At 49.3% G+C, this 14,394-nt stretch carries 22 protein-coding genes; 21 read left to right on the top strand and 1 reads right to left on the bottom strand.

The features are described from left to right. Nucleotides 1–22 precede the first annotated feature (22 nt). From PSF67_RS15395 to PSF67_RS15425, 7 genes are all read left to right on the top strand, one after another. Nucleotides 23–943, top strand: a complete 921-nt coding sequence (locus PSF67_RS15395; protein ID WP_042847363.1) for an SPFH domain-containing protein — start codon at nucleotides 23–25, stop codon at nucleotides 941–943. 110 nt (nucleotides 944–1,053) lie between these two features. Further along, nucleotides 1,054–1,338 carry a hypothetical protein gene (locus tag PSF67_RS15400; RefSeq protein ID WP_042847360.1) on the top strand — a complete coding sequence of 95 codons (285 nt, stop codon included), beginning with the start codon at nucleotides 1,054–1,056 and terminating at the stop codon, nucleotides 1,336–1,338. 8 nt (nucleotides 1,339–1,346) lie between these two features. Beyond that, nucleotides 1,347–1,778: a hypothetical protein gene (locus PSF67_RS15405; RefSeq protein ID WP_042847357.1), complete on the top strand. Its 432-nt coding sequence runs from the start codon at nucleotides 1,347–1,349 to the stop codon at nucleotides 1,776–1,778. A 248-nt stretch (nucleotides 1,779–2,026) separates the two neighbouring features. Next, nucleotides 2,027–2,548, top strand: a complete 522-nt coding sequence (ssb, locus tag PSF67_RS15410) for a single-stranded DNA-binding protein (protein WP_052219401.1) — start codon at nucleotides 2,027–2,029, stop codon at nucleotides 2,546–2,548. A gap of 67 nt (nucleotides 2,549–2,615) precedes the next feature. After that, nucleotides 2,616–2,966, top strand: coding sequence for a hypothetical protein (locus tag PSF67_RS15415; protein WP_042847355.1), 351 nt, complete (start codon nucleotides 2,616–2,618; stop codon nucleotides 2,964–2,966). A 109-nt stretch (nucleotides 2,967–3,075) separates the two neighbouring features. After that, nucleotides 3,076–3,237, top strand: a complete 162-nt coding sequence (locus PSF67_RS15420) for a hypothetical protein (protein WP_161595381.1) — start codon at nucleotides 3,076–3,078, stop codon at nucleotides 3,235–3,237. Between the two features lie 149 nt (nucleotides 3,238–3,386). Next, nucleotides 3,387–3,869, top strand: coding sequence for a hypothetical protein (locus PSF67_RS15425; RefSeq protein WP_162762209.1), 483 nt, complete (start codon nucleotides 3,387–3,389; stop codon nucleotides 3,867–3,869). A gap of 630 nt (nucleotides 3,870–4,499) precedes the next feature. Here PSF67_RS15425 and PSF67_RS15430 read toward each other — a convergent pair. Beyond that, complete coding sequence (locus PSF67_RS15430; protein ID WP_256372935.1) at nucleotides 4,500–4,622, bottom strand: hypothetical protein; 123 nt, start codon at nucleotides 4,620–4,622, stop codon at nucleotides 4,500–4,502. A gap of 103 nt (nucleotides 4,623–4,725) precedes the next feature. On the opposite strand from PSF67_RS15430, the gene PSF67_RS15435 reads away from it, so the two are divergent. From PSF67_RS15435 to PSF67_RS15500, 14 genes are all read left to right on the top strand, one after another. After that, entirely contained in the window at nucleotides 4,726–5,151 is a 426-nt protein-coding gene (locus PSF67_RS15435; RefSeq protein WP_042847343.1) for a hypothetical protein, read from the top strand. A 106-nt stretch (nucleotides 5,152–5,257) separates the two neighbouring features. Next, nucleotides 5,258–5,779 (top strand): hypothetical protein, encoded by a 522-nt coding sequence (locus tag PSF67_RS15440; protein ID WP_042847341.1) that lies wholly within the window; start codon nucleotides 5,258–5,260, stop codon nucleotides 5,777–5,779. Between the two features lie 54 nt (nucleotides 5,780–5,833). Then, the gene (locus PSF67_RS15445; protein ID WP_237072354.1) at nucleotides 5,834–6,295 is read left to right on the top strand and encodes a hypothetical protein; all 462 of its coding nucleotides are present in this window, start codon (nucleotides 5,834–5,836) and stop codon (nucleotides 6,293–6,295) included. Beyond that, nucleotides 6,292–6,624 carry a hypothetical protein gene (locus tag PSF67_RS15450; RefSeq protein WP_166267808.1) on the top strand — a complete coding sequence of 111 codons (333 nt, stop codon included), beginning with the start codon at nucleotides 6,292–6,294 and terminating at the stop codon, nucleotides 6,622–6,624. Before PSF67_RS15445 ends, PSF67_RS15450 begins: the two co-directional genes overlap by 4 nt. Before the next feature lie 148 nt (nucleotides 6,625–6,772). Further along, nucleotides 6,773–8,041: a DNA polymerase III subunit beta gene (locus PSF67_RS15455; RefSeq protein WP_226617165.1), complete on the top strand. Its 1,269-nt coding sequence runs from the start codon at nucleotides 6,773–6,775 to the stop codon at nucleotides 8,039–8,041. A gap of 226 nt (nucleotides 8,042–8,267) precedes the next feature. After that, nucleotides 8,268–8,909, top strand: coding sequence for a nucleoside triphosphate pyrophosphohydrolase family protein (locus tag PSF67_RS15460; RefSeq protein WP_052219399.1), 642 nt, complete (start codon nucleotides 8,268–8,270; stop codon nucleotides 8,907–8,909). 54 nt (nucleotides 8,910–8,963) lie between these two features. Beyond that, on the top strand, nucleotides 8,964–9,785 hold the full coding sequence (locus tag PSF67_RS15465; protein ID WP_042847337.1) for a DNA adenine methylase: 822 nt from the start codon (nucleotides 8,964–8,966) through the stop codon (nucleotides 9,783–9,785). A 239-nt stretch (nucleotides 9,786–10,024) separates the two neighbouring features. Further along, a complete protein-coding gene (gene rdgC / locus PSF67_RS15470; RefSeq protein WP_042847513.1) occupies nucleotides 10,025–11,020 on the top strand; it encodes a recombination-associated protein RdgC in 996 nt (331 codons plus the stop codon). A gap of 242 nt (nucleotides 11,021–11,262) precedes the next feature. Then, nucleotides 11,263–11,553, top strand: a complete 291-nt coding sequence (locus PSF67_RS15475) for a DUF1064 domain-containing protein (protein WP_237072387.1) — start codon at nucleotides 11,263–11,265, stop codon at nucleotides 11,551–11,553. A 26-nt stretch (nucleotides 11,554–11,579) separates the two neighbouring features. Next, nucleotides 11,580–11,948, top strand: a complete 369-nt coding sequence (locus PSF67_RS15480; protein ID WP_042847335.1) for a hypothetical protein — start codon at nucleotides 11,580–11,582, stop codon at nucleotides 11,946–11,948. Nucleotides 11,949–11,985: 37 nt separating this feature from the next. Further along, on the top strand, nucleotides 11,986–12,633 hold the full coding sequence (locus PSF67_RS15485) for a DUF2726 domain-containing protein (protein WP_052219397.1): 648 nt from the start codon (nucleotides 11,986–11,988) through the stop codon (nucleotides 12,631–12,633). An 88-nt stretch (nucleotides 12,634–12,721) separates the two neighbouring features. Further along, entirely contained in the window at nucleotides 12,722–13,189 is a 468-nt protein-coding gene (locus tag PSF67_RS15490; protein ID WP_042847333.1) for a hypothetical protein, read from the top strand. 12 nt (nucleotides 13,190–13,201) lie between these two features. Then, the gene (locus PSF67_RS15495) at nucleotides 13,202–13,654 is read left to right on the top strand and encodes a hypothetical protein (protein ID WP_042847331.1); all 453 of its coding nucleotides are present in this window, start codon (nucleotides 13,202–13,204) and stop codon (nucleotides 13,652–13,654) included. A 72-nt stretch (nucleotides 13,655–13,726) separates the two neighbouring features. After that, nucleotides 13,727–14,335, top strand: coding sequence for a hypothetical protein (locus PSF67_RS15500; RefSeq protein ID WP_042847330.1), 609 nt, complete (start codon nucleotides 13,727–13,729; stop codon nucleotides 14,333–14,335). Nucleotides 14,336–14,394 lie beyond the last annotated feature (59 nt).

Here is a 14,394-nt window from a genome sequence, read left to right on the forward strand (position 1 = left end):
GTTGATTGGATAGGAAAAAAACATGATTGGACTTATCAGTCTTGCTGTTGTTGTTGTGTTTCTCGGTATCACGCTGTACCAGTGTGTGCGCATCGTGCCTCAGGCGGACCAATGGGTGGTCGAGCGCCTGGGTAAATACCATACGACGTTAAATCCCGGACTGAACATCCTGATCCCGTTTTTGGATAACATCGCCTACCGTATGTCGGCGAAAGATCAGATGATCGAAGTGAAAGGCATTGAAGCCATCACAAAAGATAACGCCATGACGCAGGTTAATGCGATTTGTTTCATTCGCGTCGCAGATCCGAAAAAAGCTGCCTACGGGGTTGATAACTTCAACACCGCCGTGCGTAATCTGGTCATGACCACGATCCGCAACGCCGTTGGTGGGATGGAGCTCGATGAGACGCTGACCAACCGTGACGAACTGGCCGCACGTTTACGTCAGAGTATGGACGTGCAGATGGTTGATTGGGGCCTAAGCCTGCGTACTGTGGATATTCAGGATATTACACCTTCCGACTCAATGCTGAAGTCAATGGAAAAGCAAGCTGCTGCGGTTCGTGAACGCAAAGCGACCGAAGAGCTCGCGGCCGGTAATAAAAATGCTGCCATTATGGAGGCGCAAGGCAAGAAGGAAGCCATGATCCTGGATGCAGAGGCGAAGCAGCAATCGGCTGTTCGCGAAGCTACTGCGCTGGAAACGCTGGCTAATGGGCAATTCAAAGCTTCGTCGAAATTGGCTGAAGCACTCACGATTGAGGGGGGGCGCGAAGCAATGAGTTTCCAGTTAGCGAACAACTATATTGAGACTCTCTCTGTGCTGGCAACCAGCCCTAACGCGAAAGTGGTGGCTATGCCCGCTGATTTGGCGCAAAGCGTTGGTGGTCTCATCAATGCAGGTTCCCTGATGTCTGTCGGTTCTGCTGTGTCCAAATAACCTCAATCGGCCATCACTTTGGTGGCCTTATCAGAAACGAAAGCCCGAGTCTGGTTCTCAAAATCTGTAAAACGAAACACAGACTCTGGCTCTGAAAATGGCGTAACCACATGAATAAATTAATCATTTTACCTCTGGCTTTTTTTCTGGCAGGATGTTCAACCACGTTTGGGTTATCACTGGATGAACGCTACCAATCTGCCTATGAAGAGGTGGTTACGGATCCCAGTTCTGACAACATGACTCGATATATGCAGCTGAGCAAAGAGGTCGCCGAGCGTGACATGCGAAAAGCAACTGCGGCCGCTGAATCTGCAACGCGTGAAAGCGATAAAGGCTTCACTGAATATTTCAAACAATATGGAAGCGAAAGCTTCAAGCGACAAAAAAGATAAGGACTCCCATGACTACACTAACTTCAAATGAATTCAACGCTGGCGCTCTGTGGGCTGCTTATATTTTGATGTCCACGACCCGCGACACCGCCAGTGCGGCTGAAATTTTAAGCCGCATCCCAAACCTTCATTATCTGGCAACACAAACCGCTGAGAAAGAACTCGTGTCGCTACGTGAGTTTGTCCTTAACGAATTGCCTCTGGGAACAGGGCACGGCTTTATCCGCATTGCTTACGGTGCCGAAGGTATCGGTAACGAAATCATTGATCTTCCGGCGAGCGGCGATGTCGATGAGCTGGTTGCAGCGCCTGGCGATACGCTACGATGGGTGGTGTACGGAGTCAGTGCTGACGGCGCTAAGCATGCGCTTATCTCTGCCATCGATATTCCTGATATTGCTCAAAAACATGCTGCGGAATTGGCATCACAACTCCTATAGCAATTGCGCCTCACCAGTGAATGCAATACAGTTAGCCAGCACCACTATTAAATATAAAAAAAGTGTTTTACCTCGTTAGACATAACGATCACCATGCCCGGCTTCCGGGCTTTTTTTATTTTCCTTTCCCTAAGAATGTTTCTGGAAAAGCACCCCATTTTGTCCCCCTTAAAGGTTTGTCATCTGACGCACATCCGTAAAATAAAGATGGTAATTCAGTCAACCATCAATACCAGAAGGATAGTCGTATGGCACAACGTGGTGTTAACAAAGTCATCATTGTCGGGAATCTCGGCCAAGATCCCGAACTCCGTGCAATGCAAAATGGTGGCTCTGTAGCCAATATTTCAATCGCAACATCTGAAACCTGGCGTGACAAGCAGACGGGTGAGCAACGAGAAAAAACAGAGTGGCATCGCGTTGTTTTCTTTGGAAAATTAGCCGATGTTGTTGGTGAGTACCTGCACAAAGGCTCGCAAATATATATCGAAGGACAACTTTCCACGCGTAAGTGGCAAGACCAAAGCGGCACGGATCGCTACACGACTGAGATCGTAGTCAATCCGGCTTCTGGTGGCACTATGCAAATGCTCGGTTCAGCCCCTGCCAGCGGGCAGCAACAGAACCAGCAAAACCCCCGCCAGGCAAATAATCAACCGAATAATGCACCTGGCGGCCAGCAAGGAGGATGGGGTGCTCCGCAACAAAATTCGCAACAGCACAGCCAAGGCGGTTGGGGTGCGCCAAATACCGACGACCCACCATTCTAACATCCACCATCGTTCCGTTATGCAGCCTTCCGGGCTGCATTACTGTTTCTATCTCTCGGAGTCTGACATGAACGAAATACAGGCATCACTGAATGCCATTCTCAACAACGGTAGTATCGGCCAGGCACTCAGTTACGCGGGGATTGCTGTGGCAGGCTTTGCTGTTGCGTCATTGCTGTTTCGTAGTGTGATGATGGTCATGCTGGGGGCGGTTGCTACATTCTATGTATTCTTCCTGAATACCCCTGAAGCGGCACTGGATAAGGCTACCGCAGCATCTTCCCAGCTGGTTACGCAAATGGCGCAGGCCAGTGAATGTGCGGCAGGCAAGATTGAGCATATCCGTAACATTGGTGTTGTGATCCGCAATGGTGACGTTTTAACCATTGCCGGAGATTGTGGATTGTTGCCGAGATAAGGTGTTTCGACAGCGGTTAAACCGGTGGTAGCATTCTTGTGTTACCACTTTTCACTCGCAGATATCACTGATTAAGAAATAAATTCTGCCGTAAATCAGAGAGGCTAAATTGAAAGCGTTCTTCAAAAAATTAATTTCATCGTTGTCTTGGGGAAACAAAAACAATAACACGATGGATGCCAAACAGCACCGCGATACCCTGTACCACATGCGACATGGCCGCGCGCCAGTGCATACGCATCCCGCTGATATGGAAAATCAGCATGATTGACCCAAAAACAACTAAAGCCCTGAATGAACTCGCGATGGGCGCTCAACACCATGAACATACCCTCCTGGCTGAAAATAGCCATTTAATGGAGGTTTTTATCTCGGATCCCCTGGAGAGAGGCTTTACCAAGTTCTTTTGGCGTCCCGAGTTTGGAAGCGACCGAACAAGAAGGGGAACGCTTCTTGGCTTGCGTGAGTGAGGCTTGGGCAACTCGGTATAACGCGAAAGCCCAAGAAACACTGTCAAAAAAAATCGCCGATAACAGTTCGACTGAGAATGACAACCTGTATCTGCTGACAATGTTCTATGCGCTACGCGGCCTGCTGGATAACCTGCTGCCGTTCATTGACTTACACAACTACCAACAATTTGAGCCAGAAGGCGCATTGGCACTTAACGAAATCGTTAATGGATTTGAGGCTGTCACCAATGGTGTTATCACCACTGAAAAGGTGAAGACTGACGTGTTTAGTGCTGGTGTTGAAAATGCCATCATGGCGCTGAATGAGCAAAAGCACATCCTTGCCAATAAAGGGCAAGATACCCGTGGCATTGAGCAATCCATAGGGATTATCAAAGCCTCACTACGTGGAGACAGATCGAATCCAATGCCAGGCCAACGTATCAATTAGCCCCTTGGGCGTAACAAGTGGAGAAATAACGTGAAAAACGGACAGTCTACGCACTCAATGACGACTAAAAAGCTACGCCGGAAGCTGTCCGGATACGGCCTTCGTGGTCAGTTTCTGAAACAACGGGTCCGCGATATCATCGCTGGGCCTCAATCTGGTAGTGGTGGTGATCGTGAATTTGCCTTCGGCTGGTCGCGTGACCAAATGGACAGACACATGCGGCGAGCGCTGATAGGGAAGGGCTACCGCGTGAAGTTTCAAGTCGATAATGCCGAGCGTGTAATTGATAAGCAAGCAGCTTTATTACCAGCTCGTCGTCGCAGTGTTATTTCCATTAGCCGTCGTTATTTAGGTTAGCCTTTGAACCGGCACGCCCTGTGCCGGTCTTCTTTTCCTCATTCGTCCTCGCACCCTTTGCGGATAGTCTCTGCCAATTCAATGCCAATCTCGCTTAATGTGTACGCGACTTTTAGTGAGCGTGGGTCACGGTACTTGAGCAACAGCCTTCGCTCCACCAACGTTCTACAAGATATGCGCAAATTGGGGCGTTCTACCTCACGGGAACGGCCTTTGTTAAGGATCGAGAAGATGGCTGTGAAAGGAATTGGATTGCTGTTACGCGCCCTAATTTTAAGCAATACGTACATTACGTCTTGTTGTAACGATGAGTTCCGGTGTTGCGTGGTGTTTTCCATGTTTACGCCTAATCATATACGATATGAATAAGCTATCTTTAGCCTGGCTCCATGTCATCGTTTTTAGTCCTCGTTTTGTTGGCCTTTTCGGGCGAGTGGAAATCATGTCCGTAGTAGGATCGAGCTACCCGTCTGGGTGAACATTAACAAGGTGAAAAAACATGTTTAAACGTATCCGTGGCGTACCATTTCTGGCCGGAGCCATTGCCGCATTGTGTATGACCAGTGCCTTTGCTGAAATTCCTACCAATGCGAGTGGGCGACCTGTTGCCGGAAAATCAATGGCAGAATTCCAATCCTACAAAGCCAGCTGCCCTGAGTGCTTACAGGTTGCTCAGGACATTATTAAAATGCGCACCCAGCATTGTCAGCAAGCTGGTGATGTGGATCAGACTATCTTGCAGGACCCGATTTATCCCTACCTCAACGGCATCCGCGTCATGCTTGCCAATCGTGGGGGGTACAACAGCCCCATGTACACATCCGCACGCCAGGTATTCGAAGCCAACGTTAACTGTGAAAACAGCAGCGACTGGGTTGAACGCAGTCAGAAAGTTATCGAAAACACCTTTAGTGGCCCCAAGTAACCCAGCCAGATCATCAACCCGCTAAACCAGCGGGTTTTCTACGCAAAAATTTCGTGAGCCATATCACCCACGTTATGCTATCTCAAATTATCCAGAAGGACACACCATGAAAGACCCATGCTTATTGAACCTGCGGCAGTTGTTCATACAGGATCTGCAATCGCGCTTAAACATCAACCACGCCACGGCCGCTGAGCTAGTAGCCGCAGGCTTTGTCGATGATGATGATGACTCTGAACGTATCGACCTCAACGTGGAATGGAATGCCTGGGTCCGCTGCCACCATGCTCGCCTGAAACAACCGGCATCGCAATTGCTGACACCCGAAACGCATTCCGCTATCGCTACGATGCGTGCGTTGGCTGACGAATTTCGCGAGCACTTCGAAGAGCATGGCGAACATCACCATGCCGTCATCGCCCTGTATGACCGGGCAGACAGTGATTTTGGCTATGAGAATGTCACGCACCTAATTGCGGCGCTGGATCGTCTGGTGGAGCACATCAACCAACCCGTCGATTTATCTTCTGACAGGGTCTATACCGCACAGGTCGCGGGGGCAGTTGCCGCCTATCGTCAAACCGTTATCGCCGCATTAGATGCGGTGGGTAAACCTTGGTCAGCATAATGCTCGCGTAGGTGAGTGAACTTTTTTCAACATCAGCAACCGGAGTAATTCATCATGAACATGAAGTCGATTTTGAACCAAACACTTGAGACGCTGAAAGAGAAAGGGGTCTGTGCTGACAATCTGCGAAAAGTCACGGCCCCCTCAGAGCTCATCACACAGCTGATCTCAACGCTGGCTAACCTGTCCGGTGATTACAAAGGCAGCTATTCCCCGGCTCCTGACTATCAAGGTTTGTTGCGCCAATTTAATGCCCTCCAGCAACTGAACGTCTCATTCGGCAAGCAACTGACTTTCTACCGTGAAAAAGCCAAGCAAGACAGAGACAATCCGGCTGAACTCAAGCGACTTCAAGATGAAGTTAACCCTGAGCGTGGGGCTAACGAGCAGTTGACAGCTGAAAATGAGCGCCTTCGTGCTGAACGACTGGAAGCGGATGCGGAAACGGAAAGACTCAAGGCGTTGGTGCTGACGCTGGGAGGGAACCCAGAGGCATGGGAAAGGAATGCACTATGACCGTTAATTCAGCGGCTGATCTGGCAATTACATTGAACGTCAGTGAAGCCGAAGCAACTCAGTTTGCACTCACTACTTGCCATCTTATGTTACAGCAGCCTGAATTACTGGCCGGGGATATTCTGCATTTTGCACAGCACGGAGCCTGGCTGGAGAATACAGATAAGCCCCTGCTCAAAGGTGAACCCGATACAGAAAGTGTGTTGATGGGGATGCGCGTTCTGATCTACAAATTGGGTAAGCACGAAGGTCCTAACGGTAAAGCCCGCCAGATGTACGACATGATGCGGCGGCTCGGATATTTTACTATGGCGGATTGTCTGCGTTAACAGAAGGCGATGGGGTCAAGTGACCCCATTTATTTTGTGAAGCCATAATACTTCACTTATCCTAAATAACTCGCTGTTTTGCTATTCGTCACCAGTTTGGGTCGAGGTAGTCTAATTATGACTACTTACTAAATTATAGGGATCCGACATGACCACAACTCTGAATCAGCAAGCGGCACCAAAGAAGCGTACCTTCAAAGATCTGCCAGGCTTCGACATCTCTGCAAATGACATGCTGCGTATCATCGATGCGCCTTGCATGATCATTAAGCGTGGTAACGTTCAGTTCAAAGTATTGGAAATGTTGACCCTGACCCTGGTAGGGGACAACCTGAGCGCGCTCGGTGTTGATTACAATACCGGGCAAGTGATCTCCCGTGGAGTGGTCCATAAAGCCAACGGTGATATGGTGGCCTCTGTACCTGCAACCCATATCAGCACCTTGTTCCGTAACATGAAAGGTGAAGAAACCGTGAATGTACGATGCGACCAAGACCGAAATCGCCTCATCATTCGTACCGGCAAAAATGCTTACAACATTCCTCTGTGTATGGACACAATCCCGGTTGTAGACGAGTCCGATTTGACAGCCAAGTACAGCATCACTTTCCCTGCCAATATGCTGCATCGAACCTTGCAACGTGTCATGCACTCTGCGGGTAAGAATGACGTTCGCCATTACATGAATGGGGTTTTCCTGAGTCTGGATAAAAATACCTTCAACGCCGTCGCGACCGATGGGCACCGAATGTCTGTAATGACTCAAGACGTACTGTTTACGAACGAACCACAAGAAGAGATCGTGACACCAGTAGCCCCTGCATCTCTGTCTGGGACTTCTTCTGGGGTCATCCTGCCGATCGAAGTATGTCCTATCCTCATGAAGTTGCTGGGTGCAAACCAAGGAAATTTCCGTATTGACTACAGCGAAAGTTACCTGACCTTTAACCTGGGTGATGTCACCTTGGTCTCCAATCTGATTAATGGCAGCTATCCCGATTGGCATCGTGTTGCAGGTGTTGTTAAGCACAATACAGAGAAGTTCAGCATAAATGCCTTGGTGCTCCGTGACGCATTAAGCCGTGCGCTGCCGCTCATCAATGCAGGCGCAGTCAGTAAGAATGCGAACAGTACAGGCGTATTCGTTTTCAAAAGTAATGCGCTGATGATTAAGTCCCCTAATCAAAACCTGATCGAGTGCAAGGAAGTGCTGGATATCGAAAAAGTGGCAGGGGAGCAGGAAGACAAAATTGAAATCGGCATCAACTGCGAATACCTGCTTCGCGCACTGAATAGCTTGATCTCACATTCAGACGAAGAAACAGAAATAACTGTTGCCCTGAAAGACACGGTAACAGGGTTGGAAATCGGCTTCGGCGATGACTGCTGCGACATCATCATGCCAGTCAGATTCTAACAAGTCGCACTAACTGTTTGTTTTGTTAACCAAAAGCAATCGCACGTCAATCGTGCAAAGCTGCTGGCATTTCCCACTGAAAAACAACGACAAATTGACCGCCTTTTCGAAGGGAATGGGAAACGTCAACGGTTATGATGAGAGCACTTTCTCCCGCATGGGTAACATTTATTTTTCAAAAGTTACCTCTTGCTCCACCAGCAATAAAGAAACTTGAGGATTTTACGTGGAACTGAAGCAATACCATGAAGAAGCCCTTCGCACCGAATCGGTGATCCCTAACATCAGCGGCGTGAGTGTGCCTCACCTGTATCTGTTGTTGTCAGCGGCTCACTCACTGGGTGAAATGCTGGACCAGTTTAAAAAAGGTATTTTTTACCGTAAACCGATTGACATTAATCGCTTTAAAAAAGGCCTGGCCGACCTGCAAGACCTGATCGGCACGCTTTCGCCGGAGTCCATTTCCGCTGATGAGCTGCATGACGACACCAACACCATGATGATGACTGGTTTTGACGGCAAAGCACACAATATCGGCCTCGGTTCCCTGGGTGCAATCGACTCGCGCATTCTGCATGCCTCTCTGGGTGTGTTTACTGAATCCGCAGAAATCTGCAAAGCGCTGGTGAACACGATTGAAGGACAGTCGCTGGACCTGGTTAACCTGTCTGAAGAGTTCGGCGACCTGAACTGGTATAGCCTGGGTGTTTTCCCATCGGCCTCCGGTATCCATTATGGCCGTATTCTGGAAACCAATATCGTCAAGCTGGCCGTCCGTTATCCAGAGAAGTTTGAAGCGTTCCTGGCACACGATGAGAACCGTAATCTCGTCGAAGAGCGCAAAGCGTTGGTAAACGGCATCAAGTAAGCCTTATCCATTCATGTGGGCAACGTGGGGTTGCCCGCTTTCTATGGTGAAATAATGAATACAGTTCTGAAGTGGGTTGGGGGTAAGCAAGGCGTCATGGCTCAGCTGAAGTTGGCGCTGCCAAAGGGTGCCCGTCTGATCGAACCTTTCTGTGGTTCGGGTGCAGTGATGATGAATACCGCGTATTCAAACTACGTACTGGCTGACATCAACGCCGACGTAATCAACACTTACGACACCATCCGCAACGCTGCTGAAAGCGTTATTGCTGCACTGTCTGAACTCTATGCTACGTGCCGTACTCGCGAACACTACGATGCGATCCGTAAAGAATTTAACGAACGTACAGCTGAGCCAGTCCGTATGGCCGCGATGTTCATCTACATGAACCGCCACGGGTATCGTGGTCTGTGCCGGTACAACAAGCGTAAAGGGGAGTTTAACGTACCCTGGGGCGATTACCGCAAACCCTATCTGCCAGAGAAAGAAATCCGCTACATGGCTGACCGCCTTGCAAATGTGGATCTGCTTTGCGCAGGCTATGAAGAAACGCTGAAACTGGCCGGTGAAGGTGACGTGGTCTACTGTGACCCGCCTTATGTCAATCCGGGCAAATTTACAGGTTATCACGCAAGCGGATTCTCTGAAGCCCAACAACGCGAGCTGGTGGGCATTTTGAATACTCTGCCGGAGAAAGGGGTGCATGTGGTGGCTTCCAGCCATGATGCCGAGAACATCCGCGAGATGTATGCCGGATTCGCAGTTAAAGGGTTTTCTGCCCCACGCAGTGTTTATAACGGAACGGGGGAAGGGAAAAAGGCGAATGAAATTATCGCTATCCGTCGGGCTGTATCTTCCGGCAAGACCTCAGCATGACCGTGCCGGTGTTTGAAATTCCACCGCTCAAGGATCCTCTAACTGAGCGATTCTGCGATGAAATTGCCATCATTCACCGGTATGACCCTGCTGAAGCTAGTCGCCAATACCTTGAATTTATCAAAGACAACAATGTGGTGTATTGGGTGCAATTGGCTATTCGTGACCGCATCCAGTACCTGTCAAAACAAAAATCAAAGGGCAAGCCCCTTCTGATTAAAAATCATAGTGAGGGAGCTATGCCTCTTTTTCGTCCCAAAAGTGTCGTGGTGTACCGCATCACCCGCCAGATTGACTTCAGTAACATCACAGAACAACTGAAACCCTTCATGTTTCAGCCGTGCGGCCCGCAGGATATGGCGCGCACTGGTTGGGTCAGCCCGCTGGGTGAAGAGTACGAAGAGCTTACTCACCAGGCGAATGGCCTCATTCTGCTGACTCAGCGTAACGAGAGCAAAATCATTCCTCCGGCCACGGTAAAAGAGCTCGTGCGCCAGCGTGTGACCAAGCTGGAAAAAGAGCAAAATCGTCGTCTGAAACGCACAGAAATTTCAGCGCTGAACGACCTGGTGCTAGGGGAATTGCTACCCAAAGCACTGAGTAAATACGCCAACATGAACATGTGGATTGATCCCAAATCCCGGCTGATCATAGTGGATACCACCAGCTTTAAACGCGCTGAAGACGCGGCAGCGCTCCTGCGTAAAACACTGGGCACTCTGCCTATCATACCTTTCACGTTAGAAACTCCGGTTGAGCTGAAGCTGACCGAGTGGGTTCGCTCTTCCGAGCTGCCTCCAGGCCTGGCGTTGTGCGATGAAGCGACCCTGGAAGCTATTCTGGAAGACGGTGGCGTTGTGACGACAAAACGACAAGATCTGGTTTGCGATGAGATTGCTAACCACATCGAAGCTGGCAAGTTGGTCACTAAGCTGGCGATGAGCTGGATGGAGCAACTTAATTTCGTCATCAACGACAGCTTTGTCATCTCAAGGCTGAACTTTGCTGACGCCCTCATTGAGCAAAACGATGATATTGATCGTGAAGATGAAGTGCAGAGGTTTGATGCAGACTTCGTTTTGTTTACCGGAGTCATTATGGAGCTCCTTGATCAGTTAATTGCTGCGTTCGGCGGGGAAGCTAAGTCCTCAACTGAAGCTGACGGGGGTGACAAAGAGGAAGGCGATGAAAGTGGTGAGGCGGCCGATAACAGCGAGCTGGATGACGACGAATAACGTGTAACCATACCGGGTATGAATTAGGTAATCGAAACCGAAGGTAACGTCTAATGCTTCGTTGGACTGAAGAACAGCAACGCGAATACGAACAGAGAATGGGCCGGAGCGCGAGTTCAAAATCGGTACCAAAGAAAGACGTGCAGCCTGTAACGCCCATCCAGCAAAGCCTTGAGTCTGCACCCGCAGAGTTGACAGCAAAGCTACGGACCCAAGCGCTGGGGCGGTTGCGAACGGGCACAATGAATAAAACAGAAGCACGCTACGCCGAACATCTGAAATGGCGTATGCATGCTGGTGAAGTCGCCTGGTTCAAGTTCGAATCAATCAAACTGCGCCTTGCCGACAAAACAACGTATACAGCGGACTTTTTCGTCATGCTGACCTCGGGTGATCTGGAGGTGCATGAAGTGAAAGGGCATTGGGAAGAGGACGCGAGAGTCAAGATAAAGCTTGCAGCAGAACACTATCCCTTCCGTTTTCTGGCCGTGAAATGGCTCAAAGATGAGGGAGGTTGGAATTTTGAAGACTGATCTCCGTGGTACAACAAGGAAAATCCATGAGCGTAACTGATAGCGTGGTAAAGCAATTTTTCGAAACCTGGTTCTTATCCACGGAGCGCAAGAAGCGCAATGACGATACTTGGCAACCGCCCGTCGAGGGGCAAATGGATCCCTCCATGTATCACGTTCGCAAGGATGCGGCCTATGAAGCGTGGTTTGCCCGCAGCGATTACCCGCTGTTGAGTGCCAAAGCCATGACTTTGCCGGAAGAGATGTATCGATATTTGCAGAATGTCCGCAAAGCGCGTGAAGCCGAAATTAATAAAGAGCGCCCGCCTGCGGTACTGCGGGACTTGGGCGTTTCTTCACTTAGGGACCTGGCTGACTACCTGATCCGCAACGACATTGCGGACAGGCCGGTATAACAGGAATTACTCACCAAGACAGGCACGGGGGTGCGTCATGTCTTTCAAGATGATTGGATTGGCCGTATTTATTGCAGGTGTATTAGGGTTGGCCTACTTACTGTTTTTTACCGGGAAGTCGGAAAAAAAACCGGGCGGCGAAAAGGGGAGCCGGAAGCCAACGCTCGACGAGTTGTTTCCCATTGATGCCGAAACGGGTGAGCGAATTTATCAAAGGGAAGATCACGAAGGCGTGATATCCAGTGATGACGAACTGACTCCGGCCATTTACGTTGGGTACAAACGCCATAAATTTATTCTCCCGCGCGATGCCAGCAATCTGTACTCTCGCCTGATTGAGATGTTTGCCGACCAATATGCGGTTGCACCACGCGTCAGAGTGACCGACATTATTCAGGCCGAAGAAAAGGATTTTGAGAGCCAAAGTCTGGACGTCAAAAGTGCCATGCAGTTTATGTCGCGAATGAACTTTAACTTTGTTCTAAGCGATGTGCATAGCGGCGAAATTGTACTGGTCATGCTGACTGAAGAGCGACTGGCCGAATCTGAGAACAGTGCATTTCTGATTGGCCTGCTCAGCCACCTGAATATCCCGCTCTACCGCTACGAGCGCCTGGCAGATATCAGCGATAACGATCTCGCGATAGATATATCGGAGACCATCTCCGACGGTCAATTCGAATAAACCAAATGAAAGCCCGACTTGTTCGGGCTTTGTCGATTCTGAACTACTGATATCATGTATTTGTGAGATCACTTAAAGGGGGCGTGGAATGTCTCAATCCTATAGATATTGGACAGGTAACCTGTATACCGGATCCACGGTATTCATTCAGCACCAGGACGGTCATCTTTCCAAAGGTGAGGTCGTTAATGTTGCCGAACAACGGTTCATTGTTGCTGGCATTTCCTCTCCCTTTGATAAATTCACAGCAACCAGCATAGAAGGCGTTGTTGCACTACCTGATGAGTATGATGTCCGCGAACGCTATAGCATTCAGCGGCAGCGGGATTATCTGACACACCTGGATATATCGGCGCTTTCTTCTCATCAGATCAAACATCTCTATGCAGGTTTGCATCTCGCAAAGCGTGCTGGTGGAGGTGTATTGCCTGGCATGCCGATCGTTGAAACCCCGGAAGGGATATGTAGATATATACAAGAATTAAACCTAAGCACCTTGAGTGAAATTCAAGTGATGTACATGTTGGCTGGCTTAAAAATTGCCACGAAAAGTTAAAAAGAGGTTTTTATGACTACTCCTGAGCGGCCTCCTAAAAGAGCTCCGCGCCGTAAAAAAAACACGCGCAAAAAGCAAAAACACTGGTCGTACACAATTACGTCAAGGGAGTTCCTGATTGCATTTCTTTTGGTCTTGCTTGTGGCCGGGCTTTCCGTGATTTATTACTTGCGTTCGACAACCTTGATCACCACCTGGGATGTTGGCACGGTCACGCAGCCTGTTGTTCGAGCCTCAAATGAAACGGGCACTGGTTTGAAGACTGATTTCCAGACCACAAAAGGCCAATTTACTGTTCAGCTACAGATCTTCCCCAATCCGGGTCTGCCGCTTGAATTGCGCCAGTACCATCGCGGGAATTTCAAACTTTGCTATTTGATGGGTGACTACGAATATCAGTCTGGAAATGCCCTGTGCTTTGACATCCCGACAAGTGATGGCCTAACCATGAGCAGCAAATTGTAGTACCTGGAAAATTCAGTCAGCGGCACAAGCCGAAGTAAAATCGGCATTACAACCATTCCTGAGGAAGTGAAAATGAGCCAGTCACTGATAGCGCAACGCATTCATACCCAATTACCACCGAACTCGGTTGAGGGAGCTATTCAGGCGCTTGAAAATGTAGCCTTGCGATCGGGCGCGGACGTGTTAACTGTGACCATAATGCGCAACACGACCTACGCGAAGTTGGAAGAATACAGCGATGTGTTATCTCTTTCGCCAGAGCGGATCCTTCAGTCACTGGAGGGTATTCGAGGTCATGATGCACCGGCTCAGTTCTATAACGAGCAGCGTCTGCCGGAAATTTGCGATGCTTATATCTGGCCGACCGCTGAAGACTTTCGCGAGGCCCTCATGGAAGGCGGCTCTACGCCGGTATTCCTTTGCCCGAACTGCAATCAAGAGTCCGATCATGAAAGTGAATGCACCGCGCTGATCACGAATAAACGTGGTATACGCGTAAAATGTGGCTGGATCTTAAACCCGACCTCAGATACTCTACGTAACAGTATAAAAATACTCATACAAGCAGAGTTTTTGAACAACCTCCAGCTCCATCATACGTTTCGCCCCAAAGGAGTCGCTCTCCCGACGCGGGTTTGTTTCGATGAGTTCGGTGAGGATGTTGAAGACGACGTGTGTTGAGAGATAATAAGTAGTACCTCATTTTAATAGATGCCTCGTTAGGACGAGGCTTTTTTTTT

It is taken from the genome of Providencia sp. PROV076 (assembly GCF_028483405.1).
GTDB lineage: Bacteria > Pseudomonadota > Gammaproteobacteria > Enterobacterales > Enterobacteriaceae > Providencia > Providencia huaxiensis.

Excerpts from the sequence above, each read along its gene's own strand:
- PSF67_RS15395 (WP_042847363.1), top strand. The coding sequence starts at position 23 with ATGATTGGACTTATCAGTCTTGCTGTTGTTGTTGTGTTTCTCGGTATC.
- PSF67_RS15400 (WP_042847360.1), top strand. The coding sequence starts at position 1,054 with ATGAATAAATTAATCATTTTACCTCTGGCTTTTTTTCTGGCAGGATGT.
- PSF67_RS15405 (WP_042847357.1), top strand. The coding sequence starts at position 1,347 with ATGACTACACTAACTTCAAATGAATTCAACGCTGGCGCTCTGTGGGCT.
- ssb (WP_052219401.1), top strand. The coding sequence starts at position 2,027 with ATGGCACAACGTGGTGTTAACAAAGTCATCATTGTCGGGAATCTCGGC.
- PSF67_RS15415 (WP_042847355.1), top strand. The coding sequence starts at position 2,616 with ATGAACGAAATACAGGCATCACTGAATGCCATTCTCAACAACGGTAGT.
- PSF67_RS15430 (WP_256372935.1), bottom strand. The coding sequence starts at position 4,622 with ATGACATGGAGCCAGGCTAAAGATAGCTTATTCATATCGTATATGATT.
- PSF67_RS15435 (WP_042847343.1), top strand. The coding sequence starts at position 4,726 with ATGTTTAAACGTATCCGTGGCGTACCATTTCTGGCCGGAGCCATTGCC.
- PSF67_RS15440 (WP_042847341.1), top strand. The coding sequence starts at position 5,258 with ATGAAAGACCCATGCTTATTGAACCTGCGGCAGTTGTTCATACAGGAT.
- PSF67_RS15445 (WP_237072354.1), top strand. The coding sequence starts at position 5,834 with ATGAACATGAAGTCGATTTTGAACCAAACACTTGAGACGCTGAAAGAG.
- PSF67_RS15450 (WP_166267808.1), top strand. The coding sequence starts at position 6,292 with ATGACCGTTAATTCAGCGGCTGATCTGGCAATTACATTGAACGTCAGT.
- PSF67_RS15455 (WP_226617165.1), top strand. The coding sequence starts at position 6,773 with ATGACCACAACTCTGAATCAGCAAGCGGCACCAAAGAAGCGTACCTTC.
- PSF67_RS15465 (WP_042847337.1), top strand. The coding sequence starts at position 8,964 with ATGAATACAGTTCTGAAGTGGGTTGGGGGTAAGCAAGGCGTCATGGCT.
- rdgC (WP_042847513.1), top strand. The coding sequence starts at position 10,025 with ATGCCTCTTTTTCGTCCCAAAAGTGTCGTGGTGTACCGCATCACCCGC.
- PSF67_RS15475 (WP_237072387.1), top strand. The coding sequence starts at position 11,263 with ATGAATAAAACAGAAGCACGCTACGCCGAACATCTGAAATGGCGTATG.
- PSF67_RS15480 (WP_042847335.1), top strand. The coding sequence starts at position 11,580 with ATGAGCGTAACTGATAGCGTGGTAAAGCAATTTTTCGAAACCTGGTTC.
- PSF67_RS15485 (WP_052219397.1), top strand. The coding sequence starts at position 11,986 with ATGTCTTTCAAGATGATTGGATTGGCCGTATTTATTGCAGGTGTATTA.
- PSF67_RS15490 (WP_042847333.1), top strand. The coding sequence starts at position 12,722 with ATGTCTCAATCCTATAGATATTGGACAGGTAACCTGTATACCGGATCC.
- PSF67_RS15495 (WP_042847331.1), top strand. The coding sequence starts at position 13,202 with ATGACTACTCCTGAGCGGCCTCCTAAAAGAGCTCCGCGCCGTAAAAAA.
- PSF67_RS15500 (WP_042847330.1), top strand. The coding sequence starts at position 13,727 with ATGAGCCAGTCACTGATAGCGCAACGCATTCATACCCAATTACCACCG.